Origin of the sequence: Bacteroides sp. AF32-8BH (assembly GCF_003435205.1) — a bacterium.
Taxonomy (GTDB): Bacteria; Bacteroidota; Bacteroidia; order Bacteroidales; family Bacteroidaceae; genus Bacteroides; species Bacteroides ovatus.
Window position 1 is genome coordinate 37,151 of sequence record NZ_QVLZ01000039.1, and the last position, 25,747, is coordinate 62,897.

The 25,747-nt window shown below is 40.6% G+C and carries 23 protein-coding genes and 2 tRNA genes; 12 read left to right on the forward strand and 13 right to left on the reverse strand.

What is annotated here, in order from left to right; translation table 11 throughout:
• The first annotated feature begins 18 nt into the window (after positions 1 to 18).
• The 4 genes from DWZ47_RS23070 (at position 19) to DWZ47_RS23085 (ending at position 2,037) form a co-directional block, all read left to right on the forward strand.
• The gene (locus DWZ47_RS23070; protein ID WP_109115745.1) at positions 19 to 564 is read left to right on the forward strand and encodes an adenylyltransferase/cytidyltransferase family protein; all 546 of its coding nucleotides are present in this window, start codon (positions 19 to 21) and stop codon (positions 562 to 564) included.
• Positions 565 to 583: 19 nt separating this feature from the next.
• Positions 584 to 943, forward strand: a complete 360-nt coding sequence (locus DWZ47_RS23075; protein WP_128132054.1) for a hypothetical protein — start codon at positions 584 to 586, stop codon at positions 941 to 943.
• Positions 944 to 969: 26 nt separating this feature from the next.
• The gene (locus tag DWZ47_RS23080) at positions 970 to 1,494 is read left to right on the forward strand and encodes a hypothetical protein (RefSeq protein WP_117514826.1); all 525 of its coding nucleotides are present in this window, start codon (positions 970 to 972) and stop codon (positions 1,492 to 1,494) included.
• 159 nt (positions 1,495 to 1,653) lie between these two features.
• Complete coding sequence (locus DWZ47_RS23085; protein WP_117514828.1) at positions 1,654 to 2,037, forward strand: hypothetical protein; 384 nt, start codon at positions 1,654 to 1,656, stop codon at positions 2,035 to 2,037.
• 431 nt (positions 2,038 to 2,468) lie between these two features.
• Here DWZ47_RS23085 and uxaC read toward each other — a convergent pair whose 3' ends face one another.
• Positions 2,469 to 3,875: a glucuronate isomerase gene (uxaC, locus tag DWZ47_RS23090; RefSeq protein WP_004295898.1), complete on the reverse strand. Its 1,407-nt coding sequence runs from the start codon at positions 3,873 to 3,875 to the stop codon at positions 2,469 to 2,471.
• 198 nt (positions 3,876 to 4,073) lie between these two features.
• Here uxaC and DWZ47_RS23095 point away from each other — a divergent pair, with 198 nt between their 5' ends.
• Together DWZ47_RS23095 and DWZ47_RS23100 are read left to right on the forward strand one after the other, a co-directional pair.
• Positions 4,074 to 5,141, forward strand: a complete 1,068-nt coding sequence (locus DWZ47_RS23095; RefSeq protein ID WP_004303151.1) for a substrate-binding domain-containing protein — start codon at positions 4,074 to 4,076, stop codon at positions 5,139 to 5,141.
• A gap of 26 nt (positions 5,142 to 5,167) precedes the next feature.
• Positions 5,168 to 6,607: a tagaturonate reductase gene (locus DWZ47_RS23100; RefSeq protein WP_004295900.1), complete on the forward strand. Its 1,440-nt coding sequence runs from the start codon at positions 5,168 to 5,170 to the stop codon at positions 6,605 to 6,607.
• Between the two features lie 75 nt (positions 6,608 to 6,682).
• Here DWZ47_RS23100 and DWZ47_RS23105 read toward each other — a convergent pair whose 3' ends face one another.
• Together DWZ47_RS23105 and DWZ47_RS23110 are read right to left on the reverse strand one after the other, a co-directional pair.
• Complete coding sequence (locus tag DWZ47_RS23105) at positions 6,683 to 7,216, reverse strand: FHA domain-containing protein (RefSeq protein WP_004295901.1); 534 nt, start codon at positions 7,214 to 7,216, stop codon at positions 6,683 to 6,685.
• An 18-nt stretch (positions 7,217 to 7,234) separates the two neighbouring features.
• A complete protein-coding gene (locus DWZ47_RS23110) occupies positions 7,235 to 8,320 on the reverse strand; it encodes an SPOR domain-containing protein (RefSeq protein WP_008647674.1) in 1,086 nt (361 codons plus the stop codon).
• Positions 8,321 to 8,410: 90 nt separating this feature from the next.
• On the opposite strand from DWZ47_RS23110, the gene rfbC reads away from it, so the two are divergent.
• Genes rfbC through DWZ47_RS23125 form a run of 3 tightly spaced genes read left to right on the forward strand, consistent with a single transcriptional unit; the run spans position 8,411 to position 11,133 of the window.
• Complete coding sequence (gene rfbC, locus DWZ47_RS23115; protein WP_004315343.1) at positions 8,411 to 8,959, forward strand: dTDP-4-dehydrorhamnose 3,5-epimerase; 549 nt, start codon at positions 8,411 to 8,413, stop codon at positions 8,957 to 8,959.
• Positions 8,960 to 8,985: 26 nt separating this feature from the next.
• Positions 8,986 to 10,299 carry a UDP-glucose dehydrogenase family protein gene (locus tag DWZ47_RS23120; protein WP_008647671.1) on the forward strand — a complete coding sequence of 438 codons (1,314 nt, stop codon included), beginning with the start codon at positions 8,986 to 8,988 and terminating at the stop codon, positions 10,297 to 10,299.
• Between the two features lie 36 nt (positions 10,300 to 10,335).
• Entirely contained in the window at positions 10,336 to 11,133 is a 798-nt protein-coding gene (locus DWZ47_RS23125; RefSeq protein WP_008647664.1) for a DUF4738 domain-containing protein, read from the forward strand.
• 51 nt (positions 11,134 to 11,184) lie between these two features.
• Here DWZ47_RS23125 and DWZ47_RS23130 read toward each other — a convergent pair whose 3' ends face one another.
• Positions 11,185 to 12,453 (reverse strand): DEAD/DEAH box helicase, encoded by a 1,269-nt coding sequence (locus DWZ47_RS23130; RefSeq protein ID WP_004295906.1) that lies wholly within the window; start codon positions 12,451 to 12,453, stop codon positions 11,185 to 11,187.
• A 46-nt stretch (positions 12,454 to 12,499) separates the two neighbouring features.
• On the reverse strand, positions 12,500 to 13,729 hold the full coding sequence (gene serB / locus DWZ47_RS23135) for a phosphoserine phosphatase SerB (protein ID WP_004311666.1): 1,230 nt from the start codon (positions 13,727 to 13,729) through the stop codon (positions 12,500 to 12,502).
• Between the two features lie 266 nt (positions 13,730 to 13,995).
• Here serB and DWZ47_RS23145 point away from each other — a divergent pair, with 266 nt between their 5' ends.
• Positions 13,996 to 14,499: a thioredoxin-like domain-containing protein gene (locus DWZ47_RS23145; RefSeq protein ID WP_004295908.1), complete on the forward strand. Its 504-nt coding sequence runs from the start codon at positions 13,996 to 13,998 to the stop codon at positions 14,497 to 14,499.
• Between the two features lie 232 nt (positions 14,500 to 14,731).
• Here DWZ47_RS23145 and DWZ47_RS23150 read toward each other — a convergent pair whose 3' ends face one another.
• From DWZ47_RS23150 to lon, 3 genes are read right to left on the reverse strand one after another with little or no spacing between them, the layout of a single operon-like run.
• On the reverse strand, positions 14,732 to 15,829 hold the full coding sequence (locus DWZ47_RS23150; protein ID WP_117514830.1) for an LptF/LptG family permease: 1,098 nt from the start codon (positions 15,827 to 15,829) through the stop codon (positions 14,732 to 14,734).
• A 3-nt stretch (positions 15,830 to 15,832) separates the two neighbouring features.
• A complete protein-coding gene (gene tgt, locus DWZ47_RS23155; protein ID WP_117514832.1) occupies positions 15,833 to 16,963 on the reverse strand; it encodes a tRNA guanosine(34) transglycosylase Tgt in 1,131 nt (376 codons plus the stop codon).
• The gene (gene lon, locus DWZ47_RS23160; RefSeq protein ID WP_117514834.1) at positions 16,960 to 19,425 is read right to left on the reverse strand and encodes an endopeptidase La; all 2,466 of its coding nucleotides are present in this window, start codon (positions 19,423 to 19,425) and stop codon (positions 16,960 to 16,962) included. The genes tgt and lon overlap by 4 nt, the downstream gene beginning before the upstream one ends.
• 215 nt (positions 19,426 to 19,640) lie before the next feature.
• Between lon and DWZ47_RS23165 the strand changes: the two genes are divergently transcribed.
• Entirely contained in the window at positions 19,641 to 20,351 is a 711-nt protein-coding gene (locus tag DWZ47_RS23165; protein WP_004325899.1) for a tRNA1(Val) (adenine(37)-N6)-methyltransferase, read from the forward strand.
• Between the two features lie 304 nt (positions 20,352 to 20,655).
• Here DWZ47_RS23165 and DWZ47_RS23170 read toward each other — a convergent pair whose 3' ends face one another.
• The 3 genes from DWZ47_RS23170 to DWZ47_RS23185 form a co-directional block, all read right to left on the reverse strand.
• Positions 20,656 to 21,165: a hypothetical protein gene (locus DWZ47_RS23170; RefSeq protein ID WP_004311658.1), complete on the reverse strand. Its 510-nt coding sequence runs from the start codon at positions 21,163 to 21,165 to the stop codon at positions 20,656 to 20,658.
• 536 nt (positions 21,166 to 21,701) lie between these two features.
• Positions 21,702 to 21,776: transfer RNA gene (locus DWZ47_RS23180), tRNA-Pro, on the reverse strand.
• Positions 21,777 to 21,811: 35 nt separating this feature from the next.
• Positions 21,812 to 21,886, reverse strand: a tRNA-Pro gene (locus DWZ47_RS23185).
• A 729-nt stretch (positions 21,887 to 22,615) separates the two neighbouring features.
• On the opposite strand from DWZ47_RS23185, the gene DWZ47_RS23190 reads away from it, so the two are divergent.
• Positions 22,616 to 22,810, forward strand: a complete 195-nt coding sequence (locus DWZ47_RS23190) for a hypothetical protein (RefSeq protein WP_004303066.1) — start codon at positions 22,616 to 22,618, stop codon at positions 22,808 to 22,810.
• 63 nt (positions 22,811 to 22,873) lie between these two features.
• On the opposite strand, the gene DWZ47_RS23195 is transcribed toward DWZ47_RS23190, so the two are convergent.
• The gene (locus DWZ47_RS23195) at positions 22,874 to 24,145 is read right to left on the reverse strand and encodes a sensor histidine kinase (RefSeq protein ID WP_117514836.1); all 1,272 of its coding nucleotides are present in this window, start codon (positions 24,143 to 24,145) and stop codon (positions 22,874 to 22,876) included.
• Positions 24,142 to 25,518, reverse strand: a complete 1,377-nt coding sequence (locus tag DWZ47_RS23200) for a sigma-54-dependent transcriptional regulator (RefSeq protein ID WP_004318225.1) — start codon at positions 25,516 to 25,518, stop codon at positions 24,142 to 24,144. Before DWZ47_RS23200 ends, DWZ47_RS23195 begins: the two co-directional genes overlap by 4 nt.
• Positions 25,519 to 25,747 lie beyond the last annotated feature (229 nt).

The following is a 25,747-nucleotide window of genomic DNA, read 5'->3' on the forward strand; positions in this document are numbered from 1 at the left end:
CAGCTTATTTGAGTAGTTATGAAAACAGGAGTAATACTGGCTCGGTTCCAGCCTATACACAACGGACACCTACAGCTGATAAAGAAGGCTTGTGACGAGAATGAGCAAGTTTTAGTTATTATTGGCTCAATAGACAAACTCTCAAAACGGAATCCGATACCTTGGACTATCCGAAAACAACTTGTTGAAAAGGCGATTAAAGACCATTCTCTTCACGAAAAAACGAAGATTGTTGAGCTTGCTGACCTTTCTGATGAATCTGACAACAGCCACGATTGGGGCTTTTACCTATACTCATTTATTGTCAGCAAAATCAACCAATCTGATTTCACCATCTATTACTCTGATGGATTTGAGACCATCACATCTTGGTTCCCAGGATTTCTTTTAAGGAATAATGTATCTCTATCCTTACTTGCCAGAAACACTTGTGAAGATGGTGTGTCAGCAACTATGGTGCGTGATATGATACTTGCTGATAGCCTTCCGGAAAATAATGTGGTCCCACAGTGCGTGTATGATATGCGCCAGACGATTAAGGCATTTTTAAACGTATTCAAATAAAAAAAATGAAATAGTATATATGAGCAAAATAACAATGATAGACAATGCTGAAAGTGCATTGGCAAAAATATGCGAAGGCAATCCGGGAGCCATCAATGCGTGCTGCTGTATAATCAAAGAGGGTGCAAAGGTATATCCATACGTTGATGGATGGGAATATATCATACTTCTTGATAAACTGGAGATATATGGCAGTGACATATATGTTCTGTGGAATGACATCTGTCAACGCGGCACACGGAAGATGATAGCTGCATTGAGAATTGCCAAGATAGATCCGGCAAAAGCAGATGTTCTCAAAGACGCTTGTCATCGGCAAGACTATTCTGGACGCAAATTATTGCAAGAAGATGATATTTATAAGAAAATAATTGAATAACAAAGTAAAACGAGAATAGTAGGGCAATGAAAAAATTTATATCATCAATATCTACAGATAAAAAGCAATCAGAACGATTGATAGCTTTAGGGGTAAAACCCGAAACTGCTGATATGGTATATCATTATACCAAAAGTAAAGTACCTGCACTGGAATGGGAATTAAAAACAACTCCGCCAACATTGAGAGGTAAATTCTGGACACCTCAAAGAATAGCAAAGTTATCATTGCCTTTTCATAAGCATCCGGATGGGACACCTATGACAGGAGAAGAAGTATTTGATGAAATATGGGGTAAAGATATTCCGGCATGGAGTTTATCGAGATTGTTGGAAATGTTGCCTAATGAAGTTCCAGATCCTAAACCAGGGTTTGAAGCACATCATCCGGAACTGATAAAACATGCTTTTGGATATAATCTATCAATTCGGAGATATACAGCAGATTGTTTGGTTGGGACACATATCGAGGATACTCCAATTGAATGCTGTGTGTCTATGATAGAATGGCTCATTAAAAATCATCATTTTAATAAAGAATATCTGAAATAAAAGATATGAAAGAAGATGATGATAGGCATTGTAGCGAGTGTGTTCACTATGAGGTATGCCCTAACTATCAGATGTATTGCAAAGCTCTAAAAAGGCGAATAACAGCAAGAAAAACACCTCGTTATTGTAAGTATTATAAATCATTTATAAAAATCAACAATGGAAAAGAGTAATGATATAAAACAATCTCTTTATGACATACAACCTGGAGATAAGGTGTATTTTAGGAGTAACTATTTCTCCACAATTTATGTTGTGGATCGAGTAACTCCAACTTTAATTATTTGTAATAATATTAAGTTCCGTAAAAATGATGGTAGAAAAACACCTTCTGAAAGATACCAATATTGTTATATTGAAGTACTTACTCCAGAGTTATTGTATAAACATAGGCAGAAAGTTATGCGAAAACGTTTAATACAACAAGTTAAGAACGTTCAAATTGATAAATTGACTAACGAACAATTACAGCAAATCATTCAAATAACTCAAATACCTAACTCTAATGACGATATTTCAAAAACTGAGGAAATGGTGCCGTAATACGCTAGAGATTTCTCGCAATACATATTCTGAAATTCATAGTCCATATAAAAATCGAGCTGAAAGAAGAGTTATGAATAAAAAGAAATAAAATACAATAAAGACATAGATTTATTCTCATAATGAATTATCTTTGTATCATAAACAAGTGAGTCTATCCTACATTTATTAACCTATGGTTGGTATGTAGATGAATTGAAATATTGGGATGTGATACTAAAATGATACCAAATGTGTAATTATCTGACTATCAACATCAATTTTACCCCCTGAGGGTGTACAAAGATTATTAAAAGGAGAACTTAAAAGGTTCTCCTTTTTTGTTAAGAGTCTTTGTTGTTACAGTTCAGCTATAGGAATAAAAAATACCGCTACTCAAAGCTATATTCGACTTTGGTAGCGGTATTTTTTTATAGTGTAACTACTATCTATTAGAACTTGAAGAAGTTCTTGGCATTGTTGTAGCTGATATCTTCAATCATTTGGTTTACACGCTCCATTTCAGATACCGGAATTTCTCCGTTTTCTACGTCACGTCCTACCAGATTACACAATGTACGGCGGAAATATTCATGACGCGGGTAGGATAGGAATGAACGAGAGTCGGTCAACATACCTACGAAGCGGCTCAAAAGACCAAGTACTGACAAAGCATTCATTTGTTTTTCCATACCATCCTTTTGATCGAGGAACCACCATCCGGAACCAAATTGGATTTTTCCCGGGATAGAACCATCCTGGAAGTTACCCAGCATTGTTGCAATCACTTCGTTGGCGCATGGGTTCAAGTTGTAGAGGATTGTTTTAGTCAATTTGCCATTAGTGTTCAGGCGATCAAGGAATTTAGCCATTGCTTTGGCGGTTGTAAATTCACCGATAGAATCGAAACCTGTATCAGCACCCAGTAATTTAAACATCTTCGTGTTATTGTTACGAATAGCGCCGTAATGGAATTGTTGAGTCCATCCTTTTTCCCAGTCCATTTCACCGAAGATCACAAGCATTGCCGATTTGAATTTCAGAATTTCTTCCTTGGTCAATTCTGCGCCACCATATACTTTATTAAAAATAGCTTTGATTTCAGCATCTGTATAATCTTCTGCGTAGAATTCTTCAATACCATGGTCAGACAGACGGCAGCCTTGTTCTGCGAAGAAGTCATGACGTTTGCGCAAAGCAGCGATCATATCATCAAAGTTGGAGATGATAACACCACTTACCTCTGCCAGTTTTTCTACATAACTGCGGAAATCTGCAGGGACTTCTACAGCCATAGCCTTATCAGGACGCCATGTTGGTAACATCTTGATTTCAAATCCGCTTTCGCGTGTTTTGATATGATATTCCAATGAATCGATAGGATCATCCGTTGTGCAAACGGCTTCTACATGATAACGACGCATCATTCCACGAGCTGAATATTCGGGTTGAGACAGTTTCTCATTACATTCATCGTAAATTTCACGTGCGGTTTGTGGATTCAATATTTTATTGATACCAAATGCCGTTTTCAGTTCAAGGTGAGTCCAGTGGTACAATGGGTTGCGGAAAGTGTAAGGTACTGTTTCCGCCCATTTTTCAAATTTTTCCCAGTCTGTGGTATCTTTTCCCGTACAGAAACGTTCGTCTACACCGTTTGTACGCATTGCACGCCATTTGTAGTGGTCACCGCCCAACCAGATTTCAGTCAGTGATTTAAACTTGTAGTCGTCAGCTACCATTTGAGGGATAAGGTGACAGTGATAGTCGATGATCGGCATTTTAGCCGCATGCTCGTGATACAACTTTTGCGCAGTTTCTGTTTGCAGCAAGAAGTTTTCGTCCATGAAGTTCTTCATTATTACTGTGTTTTAAGTATATAAAATTATTACTTTCTATATTTATACCTATATAGTATTGATTTTAAAGCTAATAGGCGTAAATCTTGTTTTAGTTTTATTAACCGTTATCGAACACAAAAATAGAAAATTTACTTGGAGTAACAAAATAATTCGTATATTTGCAGCGATTATTTATAATATTTAAGTTTTAGCACTATGGAGGACCAGAACTATACCATTAAAGACATTGCCCGTATGGCCGGTGTTTCCGCCGGAACGGTTGACAGGGTGTTGCACAATCGCGGTGACGTGTCTCCCAAAAGCAAAGCCAAAGTACAAAAGGTGTTGGATGAGATTCATTATCAGCCCAATGTGTTTGCTATCGGTTTGGCCGCTAAAAAGAAATATTCTTTCCTCTGTTTGATACCTTATTATATAGAGCATGATTATTGGCATTCGGTAGTAGGGGGGATTGAGCGTGCCCGGCAAGAATTACGTCCTTTTAATGTGAGTATAGATTATTTGTGCTATCACCATGGGGATGAGAAGAGTTATCAGGAAGCCTGCCTTTCTATAAAAGAAAAGAATGTGGATGCGGTATTGATTTCTCCGAATTTTCGGGAAGAGACACTGGCGCTGACAGCCTATTTACAGGAAAATAAGATTGCTTATGCTTTTGTCGATTTCAATATGGAAGAAGCGAAAGCGTTGACGTATATCGGGCAGGATTCATATAAGAGCGGATATATCGCAGCGAAAATATTGATGCGCAATTATTCGGCAGGAGAAGGCCAGGAGTTGGTTTTGTTTTTAAGTAACAATAAAGATAATCCGGCTGAAATACAGATGCAACGCCGTTTGGATGGTTTTATGAGTTACATTGCCGAAGAATATAATAACTTGGTAATCCATGAGGTAGTACTTAATAAATCCGATCAGGAAAGTAACCAACAGACATTGGATGAGTTTTTTCAGGCGCATCCGAAGGCTTTACTGGGAGTTGTATTTAATTCCAGAGTGTATCAGTTGGGAGAGTATCTTCGTCATGCGGGACGTAGCATGAAAGGACTGATAGGATATGACCTTCTGAAAGCAAACGTAGATTTATTAAAATCCGGTGATGTGCATTATTTAATCGGGCAACGTCCGGGTTTGCAAGGATATTGTGGGGTGAAGGCGTTGTGCGACCATGTCGTGTTTAAGAAGTCTGTTGAACCTGTAAAATACATGCCTATTGATATCCTGATAAAGGAAAACATTGATTTTTATTTTGAATTTGTATAATATCAACTTTATAAATTACAACTAACATGAAAGCATTAAACAAAGAAACTGCTCCTAAAACACAACGTCCGGAGCGTATTATCCAATTTGGCGAAGGTAACTTTTTGCGTGCATTTGTAGATTGGATTATTTATAACATGAACCAGAAAGCTGATTTCAACAGCAGTGTAGTAGTGGTTCAACCGATTGATAAAGGTATGGTCGATATGCTGAATGCACAGGATGATCTTTATCATGTAAACCTTCAAGGATTGGATAAAGGAGAGGCTGTTAACAGCTTGACAATGATTGATGTAATCAGCCGCGCTTTAAACCCATATACTCAAAATGACGAGTTTATGAAGTTGGCAGAGCAACCTGAAATGCGTTTTGTTATTTCAAACACTACAGAGGCTGGTATTGCTTTTGATCCGGCTTGTAAACTTGAGGATGCTCCTGCTTCATCTTATCCGGGTAAGCTGACTCAATTACTCTATCATCGTTTTAAAACATTCAATGGTGATAAGACAAAAGGTTTGATTATTTTCCCTTGTGAGCTTATTTTCCTGAATGGTCATAAGTTGAAAGAAACAATTTATCAATATATTGAATTGTGGAACCTGGGGAATGAGTTTAAAACTTGGTTTGAAGAAGCTTGTGGTGTATATGCAACATTGGTAGACCGTATTGTTCCGGGATTCCCGCGCAAGGATATTGCTGCTATCAAAGAAAAACTGCAATATGATGATAATCTGGTTGTTCAGGCTGAAGTTTTCCATTTGTGGGTTATTGAAGCTCCGCAGGAAGTTGCAAAAGAGTTCCCGGCTGACAAGGCAGGCTTGAATGTATTGTTTGTACCGTCAGAAGCTCCTTATCACGAACGTAAGGTTACTTTGTTGAATGGCCCGCATACAGTTCTTTCTCCGGTTGCTTATCTCTCGGGAGTGAATATTGTGCGTGATGCTTGCCAGCACGAAGTGATTGGTAAATATATCCACAAGGTAATGTTTGACGAACTGATGGAAACTTTGAACTTGCCGAAGGATGAGTTGGAGAAATTTGCAAATGATGTATTGGAACGCTTCAACAATCCGTTCGTGGATCATGCAGTAACCAGTATCATGCTGAATTCTTTCCCTAAATACGAAACTCGTGATTTGCCGGGATTGAAGACTTATCTGGAACGTAAAGGTGAACTTCCTAAAGGACTGGTGCTTGGATTAGCTGCTATCATTACTTATTATAAAGGTGGTGTACGTGCTGATGGTGCTGAAATTGTTCCGAATGATGCTCCTGAAATCATGAACCTGCTGAAAGAACTTTGGGCAACAGGTTGCACAAAGAAAGTTGCCGAAGGTGTTCTGGCTGCAGATTTTATCTGGGGAGAAGATTTGAATAAGATTCCGGGATTGACAGAAGCCGTAAAAGCTGATTTGGATTCTATCCAGGAAAAAGGAATGCTTGAGACCGTTAAAGGTATTCTGTAATTAGAAGACTAAATAAAAAAATAGCGCCACTTGTTCAGAGAACAGTGGCGCTATTTTTTATTATCAGATTATTTATTATTCTTGTTCAGCCGTATGCAAAATAAATGTAGTAGCTCCAATTGTTACAATAGCGCCATCTTCAATGCGTACACGGTCTTTATCTCCCAGAATTTCATTCATAAGGAAAGTACCTGTGAGACTAGGAGCATCTCGTAATGTGTAGACTAGCTTTCCTTGCTTATTACGCTTTATATTAATGATGCAATGGCGTCGATCCATGCTCATATCACCGCTTTCAATGGGAGTATTAATGTTTGTTCCTACGCAACGGCGGCCTATGACATTGTCACCTTCCTGCAAGGGAAGTAACTGTTTAAAACCAAATACATTTTCGATTACAGTGATATATCCGAACTCTTCTTTATGAGATTCAGCTTCTTCTTCCAGGTTTTCTTCCTTTCTAAGAGCCTTAACTTTACTTTTTCCTAACCGGATACTGAATTGCTTGCCACAATGTTCGCATTCAAATACCAGTGATTGGCCTTCACTATACTTGGTTTCATCAAAATAAAGATAATTCTCACATTTAGGACAAAGAACTCGTTTCATGCTTTTTAAAAGGGATTTTTATTTAGCCAGTAACCAGGCATTCTTATAAGTTTCGTTTTTTCTTAGCTCAAGTAATTGCTTGGTTGCTTCATCACGGTTGTTAAATGAACTGATACTGACACGTACTTTACCATCAGTGTTCAGAGCTTTTGCATCTGCAAATCCTTTTGATTTTAATTGGTTCGCAATAACTTCTGCATCTTTCAGGCTGATTCCTCCTGCCACAATGATATGAAAAGGATGATTTGCACTTTCTTGAGATTTCACCGCAGGAGCAGGAGTCGCTGTTTCCTGTTTTACCACTTTCACTTCTCTTACTGCGATCGGTTTGGAAGTCTTGGCTTTATCCGTTGTATGCTTTTTAGCAGATGAAGTTTTGGTTGAAGCAGAAGAAGCAGAAAGCTTCTTTGCTTGTTGCGCAGCATCGTTCTTAACATAAACAGGAGTTACTGCAACCGATTGCTTTTCTATTTGCTCAAAAAGCTCGCTGGGCAATAACTGTGCATAATTGTTCTTTTGAACGTCAGTATTCTCTACCGGAGTTGAAAAGGCAAAGAACAGTACGATGGCAGCAATCATTGCTGCAGCATTGCGGAGATACGCGCGGTTGATACTAATTTCAAAAGTCTTCTTTTCCTTTTCCTGATAAGTCGGTACCAATACTTTTTCTTTCTGCTGCAGAGCCGAAAGTTCATGTATTTCAAAAGAGTCGAGACCATATAATGAAGGAGTTGTTATCTTATAATCATAAGGAACGAACTCGTAGTTGCCATAAATGTTATAATGAATCTCGCCTATATTATCCAGATGGGCTTTCCCTTCCTCATGAAGGAGACCGATAAATTCGTTTACTTCTTTTTCTACTATACGGCTGGCGTCAGCAAAACTTGTGTCGTATGCTGACATATAAGATTGCACCAGTACGCCGTCATTCAGTTTTAATTGAGGATTAAAACCGATTGTACGGGTAGGAGGTAAAAATATATTTTCTTCCTTTACGCGGGTTGCGGGCGAATAATGCGCTACAAAACCACCAAATCCCGGAACAATGACGCAGTCGTTTTCCAGTAGTAAAGTCTCTATATGTTGTGCCAATTCAATCATGTCTGCAAAATTAAGAGATAAATTGAATATATCCCAGAAAACTTCGAAAAATTCACTACTTTTGCATCGTTTTATTTATCACTATCAATAATGAACTATATACAGACGGAAATAGACGGAGTATGGCTGATAGAGCCTAAAGTTTTCTCCGATGAACGGGGCTATTTTATGGAAGCCTATAAGAAAGAAGAGTTTGATGCCAATATTGGTCCCGTAGATTTTATACAGGACAACGAGTCGAAATCATCTTTTGGTGTATTGCGTGGATTGCACTATCAGAAAGGAGAATACAGTCAGGCGAAACTGGTTCGTGTTCTTAAAGGAAAAGTGCTGGACGTTGCCGTTGATTTGCGTAAATCATCGCCTACGTTTGGAAAGCACGTCTGCGTGTTGCTTAGTGAGGAAAACAAGAGACAATTTTTCATTCCCCGTGGTTTTGCTCATGGCTTTGCAGTCTTGAGCGAAGAAGCCGTTTTTACGTATAAGGTAGATAACAAGTATGCTCCGCAGGCAGAAGCTTCTATTTTGTATAATGATGAAACGTTGGGGATCGACTGGCCGTTGGCAGATTCGCAAATGGTATTATCGGCGAAAGACAGAGAGGGAACTGCCTTTAAAGATGCCGCTTATTTTGAATGAATTTCTAAACAAACAATAGATTAAGTATGAAAATTGCAATCGTGGGAACAGGGTATGTGGGGCTGGTATCAGGTACATGCTTTGCCGAAATTGGCGTGAATGTAACGTGCGTAGACACGAATAAGGAGAAAATCGAATCTTTGCAAAAGGGGAATATGCCGATTTATGAGAATGGATTGGAAGAGATGGTGCTCCGTAATATGAAAGCAAAGCGATTGAAGTTTACTACCTCATTGGAAAGTTGTCTGGATGAAGTGGAAGTTATATTCAGTGCGGTTGGAACTCCTCCGGATGAAGATGGCAGCGCTGATTTGAAATACGTATTGGAGGTGGCCCGTACCATTGGTCGCAATATGAAACAGTATAAATTGGTAGTTACCAAAAGTACCGTTCCGGTAGGCACTGCCAGTAAGGTTCGTGCGGTTATTCAGGAAGAACTGGATAAGAGAGGCGTGACGGTTGATTTTGATGTGGCTTCTAATCCGGAATTCCTTAAAGAAGGAAATGCTATCAGTGACTTTATGAGCCCGGACCGCGTGGTAGTGGGAGTGGAGTCGGCACGTGCGGAGAAATTGATGTCCAAACTATATAAACCATTCTTATTGAATAATTTCCGTGTGATTTTCATGGATATTCCGTCTGCGGAAATGACTAAATATGCGGCAAATTCGATGCTGGCAACCCGTATAAGCTTTATGAATGATATTGCAAACTTGTGCGAGATTGTTGGTGCGGATGTGAATATGGTGCGTAGTGGGATCGGTTCGGATACTCGTATCGGACGTAAGTTTCTGTACCCGGGTATCGGATATGGTGGTTCCTGCTTCCCCAAAGATGTGAAGGCATTGATTAAAACAGCAGAACAGAATGGTTATACCATGCGGGTACTTACGGCTGTGGAAGAAGTGAATGAGAACCAAAAAAGTGTCTTGTTCGAAAAGTTAATGAAACAGTTTAATGGTGATTTGCAGGGTAAGACTGTTGCTTTGTGGGGATTGGCATTTAAACCGGAAACGGATGATATGCGTGAGGCTCCGGCATTAGTCCTGATCGATAAATTGCTGAAAGCAGGTTGTAAAGTACGCGCATACGATCCGGCTGCCGTGCAAGAATGTAAGCGCAGGATTGGTGATACTATCTATTATGCTTGCGATATGTATGATGCCGTACTGGATGCTGATGTGTTGATGCTGGTTACCGAATGGAAAGAATTCCGTCTGCCTTCATGGGCCGTTATCAAGAAAACGATGTCCCGGCAGATTGTGTTGGACGGACGTAATATATATGATAAAAAAGAGATGGAAGAACTCGGATTTATTTATCACTGTATTGGTAAATAAAAAAATAAGAGTATCTTTATATAAAAACTAAAATAGATGATGAAAAATGTGGCTGTATCGTTAATGGCAATCTTTTTCGCGGCATGTAGCGGCAATAAGAGTCCCCATTCTCTTCAACAAGAGAAAGAGGATCTTAGTGCAAAAGGGCTACTGCAGGGAATTTGGCTGGACGATGAAACGGAGAGCCCGTTGATGCGTGTAGAAGGAGATACTATCTACTATGCAGATGTACAAAGTACTCCCATTGCATTTAAAATAATACGGGATACTCTTTATACTTATGGAAATGATACTACTTATTACAAGATTGATAAGCAGGCAGAACATATATTCTGGTTTCATTCCATAACGGATGATGTGATTAAGTTGCATAAATCCGAAGATGCCAATGATTCAATCTATTTTGTCCGTCAGGAATTAGTAATTCCGGCATATACGGAAGTAACCAAACGCGATAGTGTAGTGAGCTATAATGGCACTCGTTATCGCGCATACGTATATATTAATCCTTCTAAAATGAGAGTCATCAAGACGACTTATTCCGAAGACGGGATTAGCATGGATAATGTATACTATGATAATGTGATGCACATTTGTGTGTATGAAGGTAAAAAGAGCCTGTTTGCCAGCGATGTTACCAAACAGATGTTTGACAAAGTACTTCCTGTCGATTTTCTGGAGCAATCCATCCTGTCAGATACAAAGTTTATGAAAGTAGACCGGAACGGTTTTCATTATCAAGCTGTCCTGGCCATTCCGGAAACTTCCATATATAGCATTGTAAATATGGAAGTAAGTTTTAAAGGAGATTTGACTATCACTTCATCCAAATAAAAAAGCACCATACATTCAGATCGTATAGTGCCGGATTAAAAAAGCCTTGCTTTAATTTTGTCTGGGGGGAGACGGACGGTTATTTCTCTTTCCTCCGTTATTATTATTCCTTTTTCCCCGGAAATCTTTTCTTTTGTAGTTGCCACCCTTGCCCTTGCTAAAAGAACGTGGCTTGTATTCCGGAGCTTCTCCCAATTCTTCGGGAATAGGAATTTTATAAATCTCTTTTTCCAGGAAGTTCTCAATACTTTTGAAGTTACTTTGTTCTTTCTCGCTGATGAACGTAAGTGCTACACCATCATTGTTGGCACGTGCTGTACGTCCGATACGGTGTACATAGTCTTCGCTGTCGTGAGGCACGTCGAAGTTGATAACCAGGCGGATATCATCGATATCTATACCACGTGCAACGATGTCCGTAGCTACCAATATATTGATTCGTCCGGCTTTAAACTCATGCATAACAGTTTCCCGTTGAGCCTGTTCCAGATCCGAATGCATTTCCCCTACGTTCAGTTTCATGGATTTCAAAGCCTTGGCTACTTCCTTGACCTTGATTTTAGAAGATGCAAAGACAATCACACGTTCCGGAACTTCATCCATAAAAAGACTGCGTATGATTCCCAGCTTTTGATTTTCGTAGCAAACGTATGCTGCCTGAATAATCTTTTCTGCAGGTTTGGAAACTGCGAGCTTTATCTCTGACGGATTATTTAAGATTGTGTTTGCCAATTGCTGAATCTTTGCAGGCATTGTTGCAGAAAACATGATTGTCTGTCGTTCCTTCGGCAGATATTTCGCAATTTGCATGATATCTTCATAGAATCCCATGTCGAGCATCCGGTCCGCTTCATCCAGAATAAAATAAGAAACCTTGGAAAGATCTACATATCCAAGGCTTAAATGGGCGATCAGACGTCCGGGAGTAGCAATAACAACATCAGCTCCTAAAGTGAGTCCTTTTTTCTGTTGTTCGAACAATATTCCATCATTTCCACCGTATACGGCAACACTCGATACCGGCATGAAATAGGAAAACCCTTCCATTTGCTGGTCGATCTGTTGGGCCAATTCCCGGGTAGGAGACATGATGACACAATTAATCGCATCTTCCGGATGTTTACCTTCAGATAATTTATTCAATACAGGCAGTAGAAACGCGGCCGTTTTACCTGTTCCTGTCTGTGCTACTGCGATCAAATCTTTACCCTCAAGTATGATTGGAATTGCCTGCTCCTGTATAGGCGTACATTCGTCAAATCGCATGGCATCAAGCGCCTCAAGCACATTTGCATTTAATTGTAGTTCGGAAAACTTCATTCTTTTATTTAATTTGTCAGCAAAGATAATCTATTTTTTGGTCTAATTACATATTCAAGTAAGAATCTTTGAATCCGAGGAAATAGAGCACTCCATCCAACCCGATGGTGTTGATCGATTGCTTGGCATTTGCCACCACTTTAGGCTTTGCGTGGAAAGCAATTCCCAGTCCGGCAACCCCTAGCATAGGGAGGTCGTTAGCTCCGTCTCCTACGGCGATGGTCTGTGCAATATCCACCTTTTCCACTTGTGCAATGAGGCGGAGCAGTTCGGCTTTCCGTTTTCCGTCTACTACATCTCCTAGGTAACGTCCGGTCAGTTTGCCGTCGATGATTTCCAGTTCGTTGGCATAGACGTAATCTATACCGTATTTCTTTTGCAGGTATTGGCCGAAATAAGTGAATCCTCCCGAAAGGATGGCGATTTTGTAACCGTACTTCTTCAATACATACATCAGCCGTTCTACGCCCTCCGTGATAGGCAGGCTCTCGGCTATTTCCTGCATGACCGATTCGTCCAGCCCTTTCAATAGTGCTACACGGCGGGTAAAGCTCTCTGTAAAGTCTATTTCTCCACGCATGGCGCTTTCTGTGATGGCCTTTACTTCGTCGCCTACACCGGCACGGATAGCCAGTTCGTCAATCACCTCTGTTTCGATTAATGTAGAGTCCATATCAAAACAGATCAGACGGCGCATACGACGGTACATATTATCCTGTTGGAAAGAAAAATCCATTTCCAGTTCGCTGGCCAACTTCATCAGCTTCTCCTGCATCGCGATGCGATCTTTCGGAGTACCTCTCACTGAAAATTCGATGCAAGCCCTGGTACGTGTATCTGCCTGACATTCATCCAACGGGATACGACCTGTCAGACGTTTGATAGCATCAATATTCATGCCCTGCTCGGCTAATATGCTTGTAGCGGCAGAAATCTGTCGGGCGGAAAGCTTGCGTCCCAGAACCGTCAGGATATAACGGTTTTTCCCTTGCATACCTACCCAGTTTTCATATTGCTCGGTGGTGATAGGTTCAAACCGGATGGTTACTCCCAGAGAAGAAGCCTTGAACAACAGTTCCTTCATAATGAATCCGGAATGTCTTTCTTCACTCTTGAACAGGATACCCAGCGATAATGTATTATGAATATCTGCCTGGCCGATATCAAGAATCGTGGCATCATATTTGGCAAGGATTTCGGTCACGGAAGCAGTCAGTCCCGGGCGATCTTCGCCGGTAACTCGAATCAGAATCAATTCAGTATTTGATGGTTGCATAAAAAATAGACTTTAACGCTGCAAAAGTAGAGAAAAAAGTTCGTTTTTATGCTAAATAACATAAAAAGTTATACCCCAAAAGTAAGATTTTTGCTTATTTGCTTGGAAGTTAATTTAATATTTACTTACCTTTGCACCCGGTTTCAAAAATAAAGGCTCTGATAATCAGCGGATTCCTCTTCGCCTGATGCCTGAAAAGACAACGTTTCGGGAAGAAACCACTGTTTAAGGACAGTCCCGGATAGTATTAACTAAAACCGAATTACATGAAGCATGTAAAATGGATTTTTGTTGTATTACTGATTTGTTCCTTGACCGCTTTCGTTGAGAAAGACAAACCTACCGGAGGTTTGAGTGAGGGTGACGTAGCCCCTGATTTTAAAATCGAATCTACGTCAAACGGGCAACCCGCCTTTAAATTGGGAAATTTGAAAGGTAAATACGTGTTGCTAAGTTTTTGGGCAAGTTATGACGCGCAGTCCCGGATGCAAAATGTAAGTTTGAGCAATGCGCTTCGTTCTTCTCATAATGTGGAAATGGTTTCTATTTCATTTGACGAATATCAGTCAATATTTAAGGAAACCGTTCGTAAGGATCAAATAGTTACGCCCACTTGTTTCGTGGAAACAGAAGGCGAGGATTCCGGCTTATTTAAGAAGTACCGTTTAAACCGGGGATTCACGAACTATTTATTGGATGGAAATGGTGTAATTATAGCCAAAAACATCTCTGCTGCTGATCTTTCTGCTTATGTAAAAGAAGTCGGTTAACGATTTTAAGAATGTAAGGAGAAAGAGGGATTTTCCAAATCACCGTCAGGTGAAAACAATGGAGAATAGACAAAAGAGGAAATGGATACAACAAAAAAGTTCCGCCTACACTTGCATTAGCAAGAATAGGCGGAACTTCTACTTTTATACTCTTCGTTTATCCGGTGCATCCAAAACCTTGGGGCAATCTATGGATAGAATCCGTGAAGACTGCGGAAGGCTTGCCTACCTTTTATTTAGGTGCCTTCTGGTACAAGAAGAATGCGATACCCGCATAAAGGATATTAGGAATCCAGACTGCAACGGCAGGTGGCACATTTCCGTTCACGGCAAAGGTGGAAGTAATCGTCTGGAACAGGATATAAGAGAAACTTAATCCTAATCCGATACCCAGATGAAGCCCCATACCGCCTTTCGTTTTTCGGGACGAAAGCGATACACCGATGATGGTAAGGATGAAAGAGGCGAACGACATAGCGATTCGTTTGTGATATTCAATCTCAAACTCCTTGATGTTGGCAAATCCTCTTCGTTTTTGTTTGGCGATATAATCGCTTAATTCGGGACTGGTCAGCATTTCCTGCTGGTTTTTCATGATAAGAAAGTCAGAAGGTTCCATGTTGATGATAGAGTCTATCCGGTCTCCTTTAGTGATCTTTTCCTTTAAACCATCCAGTTCGCGTACCATATAATCGTGGATCGTCCATTTATGAACGGTGGCGGTGTCGTACGTGATCCGTCGTGCAGTCAAATGCGAAACCAGCTTTTTATCCACAAATTTGTCCAATGAAAAGCGGTTACCGGTTTTCATTGCGTTGTTATAGTTGTCGATATATGCAATCACTCCGCTATCCACTTCCAGCTGCACATTGCTTACCGAGTTTTGTTTCTTTGGTTTGATGTACCGGTCTTCAAAATTCAGACGCGTAACACTTCCTTTCGGAATCACATACGAACTTAGTGTGAAAGTGACGAGGGCGATGATAGCGGCAGAAATCATGTAAGGGCGCATCATCCTCTTAAAGCTCATACCGGTGGAGAACATCGCAATAATTTCGGAGTTTTCTGCCAGTTTGGAGGTAAAGAAAATAACAGCAATGAATACGAACAACGGACTGAACAGATTGGAGAAATAGGGGATAAAGTTCATGTAGTATTCAAAGATAATTTTATCCCATGGAGCTTCATGCTCCATTAGTTTGTCCATCTTTTCGTTGAAGTCAAATACCACTGCAATAGAAATGATTAGTGCAATAGCAAATACGTATGTCCCCAAGAACTTCTTGATGATATACCAGTCCAGCCGTTTTATAAATCGATTGCTTTTCATTTCTTATAATCTAGTTGATACTCTTTTGACCATCATCGGTTTCCAGGTCGAGAAATCTCCGGCGATAATGTGCTTTCTTGCTTCCCCTGCCAGCCACAGATAGAATGCCAGATTATGTATGGAAGCGATTTGCATAGCCAGTAGCTCTTGCGCATGGAAAAGATGGCGCAAATAAGCCTTGCTGTACAATGTATCCACGCAAGAGGCTCCGTCGGCTTCGATGGGAGAGAAGTCTGTTTCCCATTTCTTGTTCCGCATATTGATAATGCCATCTTTGGTGAACAACATGCCATTTCGTCCGTTTCTTGTAGGCATAACGCAGTCGAACATATCCACGCCGCGTTCTACTCCTTCAAGAATATTGACAGGAGTCCCGACACCCATCAGGTAACGGGGTTTGTCTTTAGGAAGTATTTCATTGACAATCTCGATCATTTCATACATCTTGTCTACCGGTTCACCTACCGCCAAACCGCCGATAGCATTCCCGTCAGCACCTTTGGACGCAACAAACTCTGCAGATTGCTTGCGCAGGTCAGGATAAACGCATCCCTGCACGATGGGGAAGAGAGACTGATTGTAACCGTATTTAGGTTCTGTCTCGTTAAAACGTTGTATACAACGGTCGAGCCATCTGTGGGTTAATCCTAATGACTTTTTGGCATACTCGTAATCCGAGTCACCCGGAGGACATTCGTCAAAAGCCATCATAATATCCGCACCGATGGTACGTTCTATGTCCATCACCTTCTCCGGAGTGAAGATGTGCTTGCTTCCGTCGATATGCGAACGAAATTCGGCTCCTTCTTCACGCAGTTTTCTGATTCCGGCTAATGAAAATACCTGAAAACCACCGCTGTCAGTCAGCATGGGGCGGTCGAAACCGTTGAAACGGTGCAGCCCGCCTGCTTTCTCGATCACATCCAGTCCCGGACGCAAATAGAGGTGATAGGTATTACCCAGAATAATCTGTGCCTGGATATCTTCTTTCAATTCGGTCAGATGTACTCCCTTCACAGTGCCCAGTGTGCCCACCGGCATGAAGATAGGTGTTTGTATCTGCCCGTGGTCTGTTGTTATCAGACCGGCACGGGCATTACTTTTAGTGTCTGTATATTGTAACTCAAATGTCATTCCTGGCTGGGTTTCTTAACAGATAAATCAATAGGATCCGCTACTTTCTCGTTAGTCAATGCAATAGCGAATACCTCTTTTATATCGTTTACATAGTGGAAAGTCAGTCCTTTCAAATAAATATCTTGAATTTCATCTATGTTCTTTTTGTTCTCGGCACTCATGATGATTTCCTTGATTCCGGCACGTTTGGCTGCCAATATCTTCTCCTTGATGCCACCCACAGGAAGCACTTTGCCGCGAAGAGTGATTTCTCCCGTCATGGCAATGTTGGCTTTCACTTTTCTTTGAGTCAGGGCAGAAGCCAGTGAAGTGGCCATCGTGATACCTGCTGACGGACCATCTTTCGGAATAGCCCCTTCAGGAACGTGGATATGGATATTCCAGTTGTCAAAAATCTCTTCATCCAGACTAAGGACAGAAGCATGCGCCTTGATATATTCAAGTGCCAGCATGGCAGATTCTTTCATCACATCTCCCAGGTTACCTGTCAGTGTGAGACGTCCGCCCTTGCCACGGCTCAAACTGGTTTCTACAAATAAGATTTCGCCCCCGACAGCTGTCCATGCCAATCCGGTGACTACACCTGCGTAATCATTTCCCTGATACTTGTCGCGTGTATATTCCGGTGCTCCAAGGAAATCATACAAATCTGTCGGTTTGATTTCCGCCTTGGCGAAATAACCGTCCGTAGCATATTGGCGGGCCGATTTGCGAAGAATCTTACCGATCTTCTTTTCCAGCTCACGAACACCGCTTTCACGGGTATATGACTCGATTATGGCTTCCAGTGTATCTTTGGGAAGTTTAATATCTGTCTTTTTGAGTCCGTTGGCTTCCAGCTCTTTGGGCAGCAGATGCTTGCGGGCAATCTCTACTTTTTCTTCTGTGATGTATCCGCTTACTTCAATCAATTCCATACGGTCGAGCAATGGACCGGGGATTGTATTCAGGTTATTGGCTGTTGCAATAAACAATACCTTGGAGAGATCATAGTCTACATCCAGGAAGTTATCATGGAAAGATGTGTTCTGTTCCGGGTCGAGCACTTCCAGCAATGCAGAAGAAGGGTCTCCCTGGCGGTCGGCGCTGACTTTGTCTATTTCATCCAGGATGAAGACAGGATTGGACGCACCGGCTTTTATCAAGCTCTTGATAATTCGTCCGGGCATAGCACCGATATAAGTCTTACGGTGACCGCGAATCTCTGCTTCGTCATGCACACCACCTAAAGACATACGTACATATTTCCGTTTGAGCGCAGATGCGATGGATTTTCCAAGAGATGTTTTACCTACTCCCGGAGGGCCATACAAGCAGATAATCGGTGATTTCATATCACCTTTCAGCTTTAATACGGCTAAGTGTTCCAAAATACGCTCTTTTACTTTCTCCAGTCCGTAATGGTCTTTGTTCAACGTCTTTTCTGCGTTTTTAAGGTTCAGATTGTCAGTTGTATAAGTACCCCATGGGAGATTGAGCATCGTTTGCAGATAGTTGAGCTGTACGCTGTAATCCGGAGATTGCGGATGAGTGCGTTCCAGTTTGGCAAGTTCTTTCATGAACGTGTCTCTGACTTCTAAATTCCAGCGCATTCTTTCTGCCTTCTGGCGCATTTCCTCTATTTCCTGCTCCTGACCGCCGCCACCCAGTTCATCCTGGATGGTCTTGATCTGCTGTTGCAGGAAGTATTCGCGTTGTTGCTGGTCAATATCTTCGCGGGCACGCATTTGGATGGATGCCTTGATTTCTGCCAACTGCACTTCACGGTTCAGAATTTCCAGTAAGTGATAAGTGCGTTCACGCAATGAGTTGATGCTCAACAAGTCCATCTTCTCATCTTTCTTGAACGGCAGGTTTGAGCAGATGAAATTGACCAGGAACATTGAGTTGTTGATATTTTTAATAGCAAACGACGAATCCTGATGCATCACATCTGATGATTTGATGTATCTCATTGTCAAGTCCTTGCAAGTTTCCACCAGGGCTTGAAACTCTTTATCATCTTTGCCGGGGACATCTTCCTCCAAAAGTTCTATTTCACCTTTCAGGTACGGATGAGTTTCGATGATGCTAGTCAGACTTAAACGTTTCATTCCCTGAAGAATGACAGTTGTTGTCTGATCGGGCATTTCCAATATCCGCACAATTCGTCCTACGGTACCGATATTGTGTAAATCTTCCAGTTTCGGATCTTCTGTATGTGCCGATCTCTGGCATACTACTGCAATATCTTTATGTTTCTTGTCAGCATCTCGTACGAGTTTCAGAGAAGACTTACGGCCTACCGTGATCGGCAGGAATACTCCAGGAAACAATACCATATTACGTAAGGGGAGTACCGGAAGAATTTCACCAGATTTCACATTTACATCAAATGCTTGTTCATCGTTCCCATCATAGTCTGTGATTAGCGAGAAGTTGTTATCGCCTCCATCTTCCAATAAATATCTTTCTTTCATTTTTTCGTTTTAATTTAGTTTATGTCATATTGATATGCATAAATCGTTTGCAAAGTTAATTGATTCTCTCTAATAATAAAGCACTGCGCAGAATAAAAACACAAAAACAATGCCAAAATATCGGCTTGTAAAGGGAGTATTCCATAATTATTATTTATTTTTGGCGATTTGCAATAAAATAATAGTATAAAACGGCTTTAAGATAAACGGATAAAATGTCGAATCCTTATTTTCAATTTAAGCAATTTACGGTATGGCATGATAAATGTGCCATGAAAGTCGGTACGGATGGGGTGCTTCTGGGAGCTTGGACTTCCGTTGAAAGTGCGCACCGGATTTTGGATATTGGGACGGGAACAGGGTTGGTAGCTTTAATGTTGGCGCAACGCAGTTTGCCGGATGCAAATATTGTAGCGTTGGAAATAGATGAAGCGGCTGTCGGGCAAGCCAGGGAAAATATTATTCGTTCGCCCTGGAAGGAGCGGGTAGAGGTGGTGCAGGCTGATTTTAGGAAATACAGGTCTTCGGATAAATTCGACGTAATTGTTTCTAATCCTCCTTATTTTGTCGATTCGCTGGAATGTCCGGATCGTCAGAGAGCCGCGGCGCGTCACAATGATTCTTTGACCTATGAAGATTTGTTGGAAGGAGTAAGCGGATTATTGACAGAAAACGGATTTTTTACAGTGGTGATTCCGGCAGATGTAGCTGAACGGGTAAAAAAGATAGCTTCTATAAAGAAATTATATGCAGTCCGTCAACTGAATGTAATCACTAAACCCGGCGGTATTCCGAAACGTGTTTTGATTACTTTTTCTTTTTCCAATCAAGAGTGCATTGTAGAAGAACTATTGACAGAGCTGGCTCGTCATCAATATAGTGAGGAATATATGACGCTAACCCGGGATTATTATTTGAACATGTAAAAGGGTGACGCTATCCGGTAAAGATAGTGACGGTATATGCTTGCGATAGTGACGGTATATGCTTGCGATAGTGACGGTATCGCTGTCATATACCGTCACTATTTCAAAGCTAGTTCAAAAACGCTATTTTGAGATCTTCGTTCTATTCCTTTCTAACTCATAATTCAAAAGAGTAATTTCTAGCTTTTGAACACTATTTTCTAGCAGTACTTTCTGAAGTTGCTCTTGAAGTGAAATAATTATTTTGTCTTTTGATAGTCTTAAATTCAATAAGCTGCTACAATAACTATACTACTCTTTTAAATTATTTGTTTTGTATATGCTTTATTTTAAATTCTTTCAGTGACTTTTCTATCTTTTGATAAAGGTCTGTCGTTTTTGTTGAGTATGTAGATAAAGAGCCCCTAGGCTCATCTGCGAATCTGAATAATTCATCTGCATCTGCATATATTGATACTAACTCATTATAAGCATCTTTACAACTGGAAGGATAATCATTTAGTTGTGGCATTATAGCCTCGATTGAATCTTTCTTTTGTTTTAGTCTCTTATAGGTATCTGTTGTGATAATAAACTCCTGATGCTTCGCTAAGGCTTCATTGAAATCAGTGCAATATTCTCCATTGTATTCATGATCGTAAATTACTTTTCTCCAAGTATCACAATAATGAAGAGCTATTGCTTCACTTAAATCAGCTTCTTTCTCAATCATAGAAGCGGTATTAGAGAGTTTTGCTATATACTCCTTTTCTGAATTACATGAAACCAAAACTATGGCTAGTATCGCACTCAAATAAAAAAACTTTTTCATCATATCGTTATTTTTGTTACACAATTAATTTATTATAATCCTGTTTGTAATACTGTATTAGAGTATTACAAGATTGATATTTTATATTCAAAAAAACATCTATTTTATTACTTGAAGAATATCCAATGATACGCTTATTTGATTCTTCTGGAATTCTAAAATTCAGAAAGTGACTTTGTGAATGCGAATATAGTGAAATGAAAATGACAACGAGCATCAGCAAAGTTTTCTTCATGTGTTTAAGTATTTTGTTTGTTATCGTTTTCTCTATAAACAATGTTTGTATTTCCGCTATAAAGTTAACGCAAAACATTGATAACGCCAAAATAAAAGAGTAGTAAAGTTAACAAAATAGATTTTTACTCTAAATTAAATAAGAAAATGAAGATAATGCTAGAAACCTGTTCAAAGATAGTTCAAAGAATTGCCCTTTTTATTTGCCCCCAAACGGGGATAATTACACTTATCTTATATATAATAAAAAAGCCAATACTAATTGTACTGGCTTTATTTTGTGAATCTTGACTTGATTTTCTTCGTCGGGGTAGCGGGATTCGAACCCACGACCCCCTGCTCCCAAAGCAGGTGCGCTAACCGGACTGCGCTACACCCCGAAAAAATTTGAACTTAATAACCCTCTTTTTTGTAGTCGGGGTAGCGGGATTCGAACCCACGACCCCCTGCTCCCAAAGCAGGTGCGCTAACCGGACTGCGCTACACCCCGAAAACTTTGGGGTTATTATTTCCAAAAGCGGTGCAAAGATAGGGAGTATTTTTTAATTAACAATAGCTACACGAATGTTTTTTTCTATTATTTTTCAATGCCTTGAATCTCATCACTTTGCGACCGCACTTTTTTTTCTTGTCAGAGATTAGAAGTATCATCGGACATCGTAATTCATCTTTTCATCTCCTCTTTCACCTTTTCTCTGTCTCTTCGATGAATAGGGAGTTTGCGGGTGAAGGGCAACAACTTCACCACCTCTTCACCTGTAAGCGATTAGGTTTCAAAAATAGTTTCAATCCTTGAAACACTTCGTTTCTCGGTGTGAAACACTTTGTTTCATACTATGAAACACTTTGTTTCAAGGCGTGAAACTTTTAGTTTCAAATGGGGTTGAAACTAATAACGAAATAGCTTGACTAATCTTGCTCAATGATGTAATCAGGGTAAGCGGCTATTTGATTTTGTTCACGATGAAAAGAAGGTGAAAGAACGGCTCTTCACCTGCAAACTCCCTGTTAATCGGTGATACAGAGGAAGAGTGAAGGGGATGGAAGAATTGTGCCTATTATAGAGAAAGAATATTAAATTGTTCATAACTGTACCGGAGTGAACAAGCTCATAATGGTATATTGGGGGTGGTTGCCCCGTACATAAATTATCTGTGAGTATGAACTATCTTTCGATGTTTGCTGTTTTATAAATAAGAATTTTAAAATGAAAAGCCTTATGAAAACAAGAAAACAAAAAGAAACAGGTGAAAAAGAAGTGCACTTGTTAGAGCAAAAAGGATATGAAAGAATGGTGAATGAGATTGTCCCCGTTCAACAAGCGGAAGCATATCGCAAGCCAACTAATAAAGCGGTCAAAGAGGCGGTTAAGGAGTTAAATCCCGATACAAATAGTCTGGGTAGTAGAGGATAAGTAATTCCTCTACTACCCAGACTAATCATCGTATTAAAGGATTCGGGAGGCTTTCGGTGGTTCTCATTTAGGGAAAGTAAGAATAAAACAGCTTCCTTTCCCTATTTCTGATTTTACGTTAATACTTCCGTCATGCAAAGTCATGATCTGTTTGCACAGGCTCAATCCGATGCCCGAACCGGATGTTTTGGTGGTGAAGAAAGGAACGAAAATCTTGTCCAAAACATCTGTTAGAATTCCCTCGCCATTATCAGATATTGTTAATGTCGGGTTGTCTTTAGAGAAAAACTTTATCTGTATCTCTTTATCTATTTTTCGCTCGCATGTTTCGCGGGCGTTTTTTAACAAGTTGATAAGCACTTGCTCTATCTGTGCCCGGTCTACATATAAAAATAAATCAGATGCAGGCATTTCGAAATGAATATACTCTTCCGGGAATAATTTCTTTAAGTCCATAAACAATTCTGCAACAGATACTTTAGTACGGACAGGTATCGGAATTCGTGTCAGTCGCCGGTAATTCTCCACAAATCCTAGTAATCCCTTACTTCTTCTGTGAATAGTCTGCATAGCTTGCAACATAGCAGAATACTCCTTTTCTCCGAGTGATTCGGGGATTCCCCTTTCACTTAACGTTTCCGAAAGAGAAATAATAGGAGTGATGGAGTTCATGATTTCGTGTGTTAATACACGAATCAGCTTTTGCCAGGCCTCCATTTCATTACGTTCCAGTACAGAATGAATATTCTTCAGACTGATTAACCGCTGTTTCTTCCCCTGTGTAGCAAATGTGGTGCAGGAAATAGCCATTTCCAGAACGATACCACTCTGCTCGATGCGGATCATGGACATATCATTGCTGATAGAAGCCTCCTGAAGTACGTCCGGTAGTTGTGATATTTGCCCCAGATGGGCCACTGCAGCCTGATTCATCCATTCAATGTGCCCGGAAGCATCGGTTACGAGTACGACAGTATCTACTTTATTTAATAAACTCTCGTAATACTGATGCTTGACTTCCTCTGCCAATAACTTTCCCCGAAAGTCCTTCAATGCATTAGAAAGCTCCTGTGCCCACTCATCCATCATCTTATTTTTGAAAGGCGGATGAAGATTCTGCGTCATATCGTTGTAGCGAAGTCCATCCGTCAATCGTCGTAACAAGGTGATTTGCTTGAACTGTATTCGGTAGAGATGCATACCGGCACCTATCAAAAAGAGAATACAGACGGTAGTGCTGAACCATAACTGTCTTTGATACAGCAGACAACTGCCGATAGAAAGCAGAAAAATAATTAAGATGTGCAATGCTACTTTGAACTCAAATCGTTTCATAAGCCTAATTTTTCAAGTTTGCGATACAATGCAAAACGGGTAATCCCTAAATATTCGGCAGCACGGGAGATGTTTCCGTCGCTGATCCGAAGCGCTTTCTCAATGGCCTGCCGTTCCAGTTGTTCGAGATTCAGTACCATTTCTTCGTCCTTTTTCTGTTTAGGTGTCGCATGAAAAAGGAAGTTTTCAGGTTTTAGCATGGAGCCGTCTCCCAAGATTACAGCACGTTCTATCGTATGTTGAAGTTCTCTCACATTTCCAGGCCATGCATATTTCAGCAGTTTGTTTTTGGCTTCCCGTGTCAGTCCGTGCATTTCTTTTTTATATTTGCGGGCATAATGGTTCAGAAAGTGTTCGGCAAGCAGGATGATGTCATTGCCGCGTTCACGGAGTGGAGGTATATGTATTTCAATCGTGTTGATACGATATAATAAGTCCTGACGGAAATTCCCGTCTTCCACCATCTGACGGATATCAGCATTGGTGGCACATATTAAACGGACGTCGATGGGAATGGTTTGCGTACTTCCCAAACGACTGATTTGCCTTTTTTCGATAGCAGTCAGTAATTTAGACTGCATAGGAAGTGAAAGATTGCCAATTTCATCCAAAAACAAAGTCCCGTTGGTCGCCACTTCCATTCGTCCCGCTTTTGATTTCTTGGCATCGGTGAAAGCGCCTTTTTCGAAACCGAACAGTTCACTCTCAAACAATTGTTCGGGTATACTTCCCAGGTCAATCGTGACAAAAGGTTTGCCGTATCGTGGAGAACAACGATATAATAGTCGGGCAATCACATCCTTTCCCGTACCGTTTTCTCCGAGAATCAGTATATTGGCATCCGTATTACTTAGTTTATTTATCGTGGCAAACACTTCCTGCATGGCCGGTGACTCTCCAATAATATCATTTTCCGAAGCATTTTGCCCGCTAAGAATTTCTACTTGCTCTTTCAGCATGTTGACTTCCTGCTGTGACTGACGCAGTCGCATACCCGAAGTAAGCGTAGCCAGCAATTTATCCTTTTCCCAAGGCTTGGGAATAAAATCGGTAGCACCGGCTTTGATGGCCCGGACGGCCTTGTCCGTATCCGCATAGGCAGTCATAAAAATAACAATAGCTTGTGGGTCAAGCTGCAATATCTGCTTCAGACTTTCAAATCCCTCTTGTCCGCTGATGGCATCCCGGCTGAAATTCATGTCCAATAAGATAAGATCGGGATGAAAGGTGGTCATGAAATGCTCGATCCGATCGGGGGTAGTAGCCACCTTTATTTTCTCCGTATACGGTTCCAGTAGGAGGTTGAGGGCAAAGAGCACGTCCTCGTTATCATCTACTATGAGTATCTTTCCTAATTTGTTGACTTCTTCCATATCTTCTATCCATTTAAACTCCGGGAGCAAAGATATGGATAAATCTCATGTGTTGTGTGTGCGATTGCGCACTAATTTTGTGCGTATATGCACACTGAATGAATGAAAGGAATATTACTATATTATTGAATGATAACTGTTTATCTGAATGGCACATCTTTTGAATGATAAATAACAAGTAAGCGTCTCCGCGATTCTATATAGTGTATTAAAATAAAAAGGCTAATGA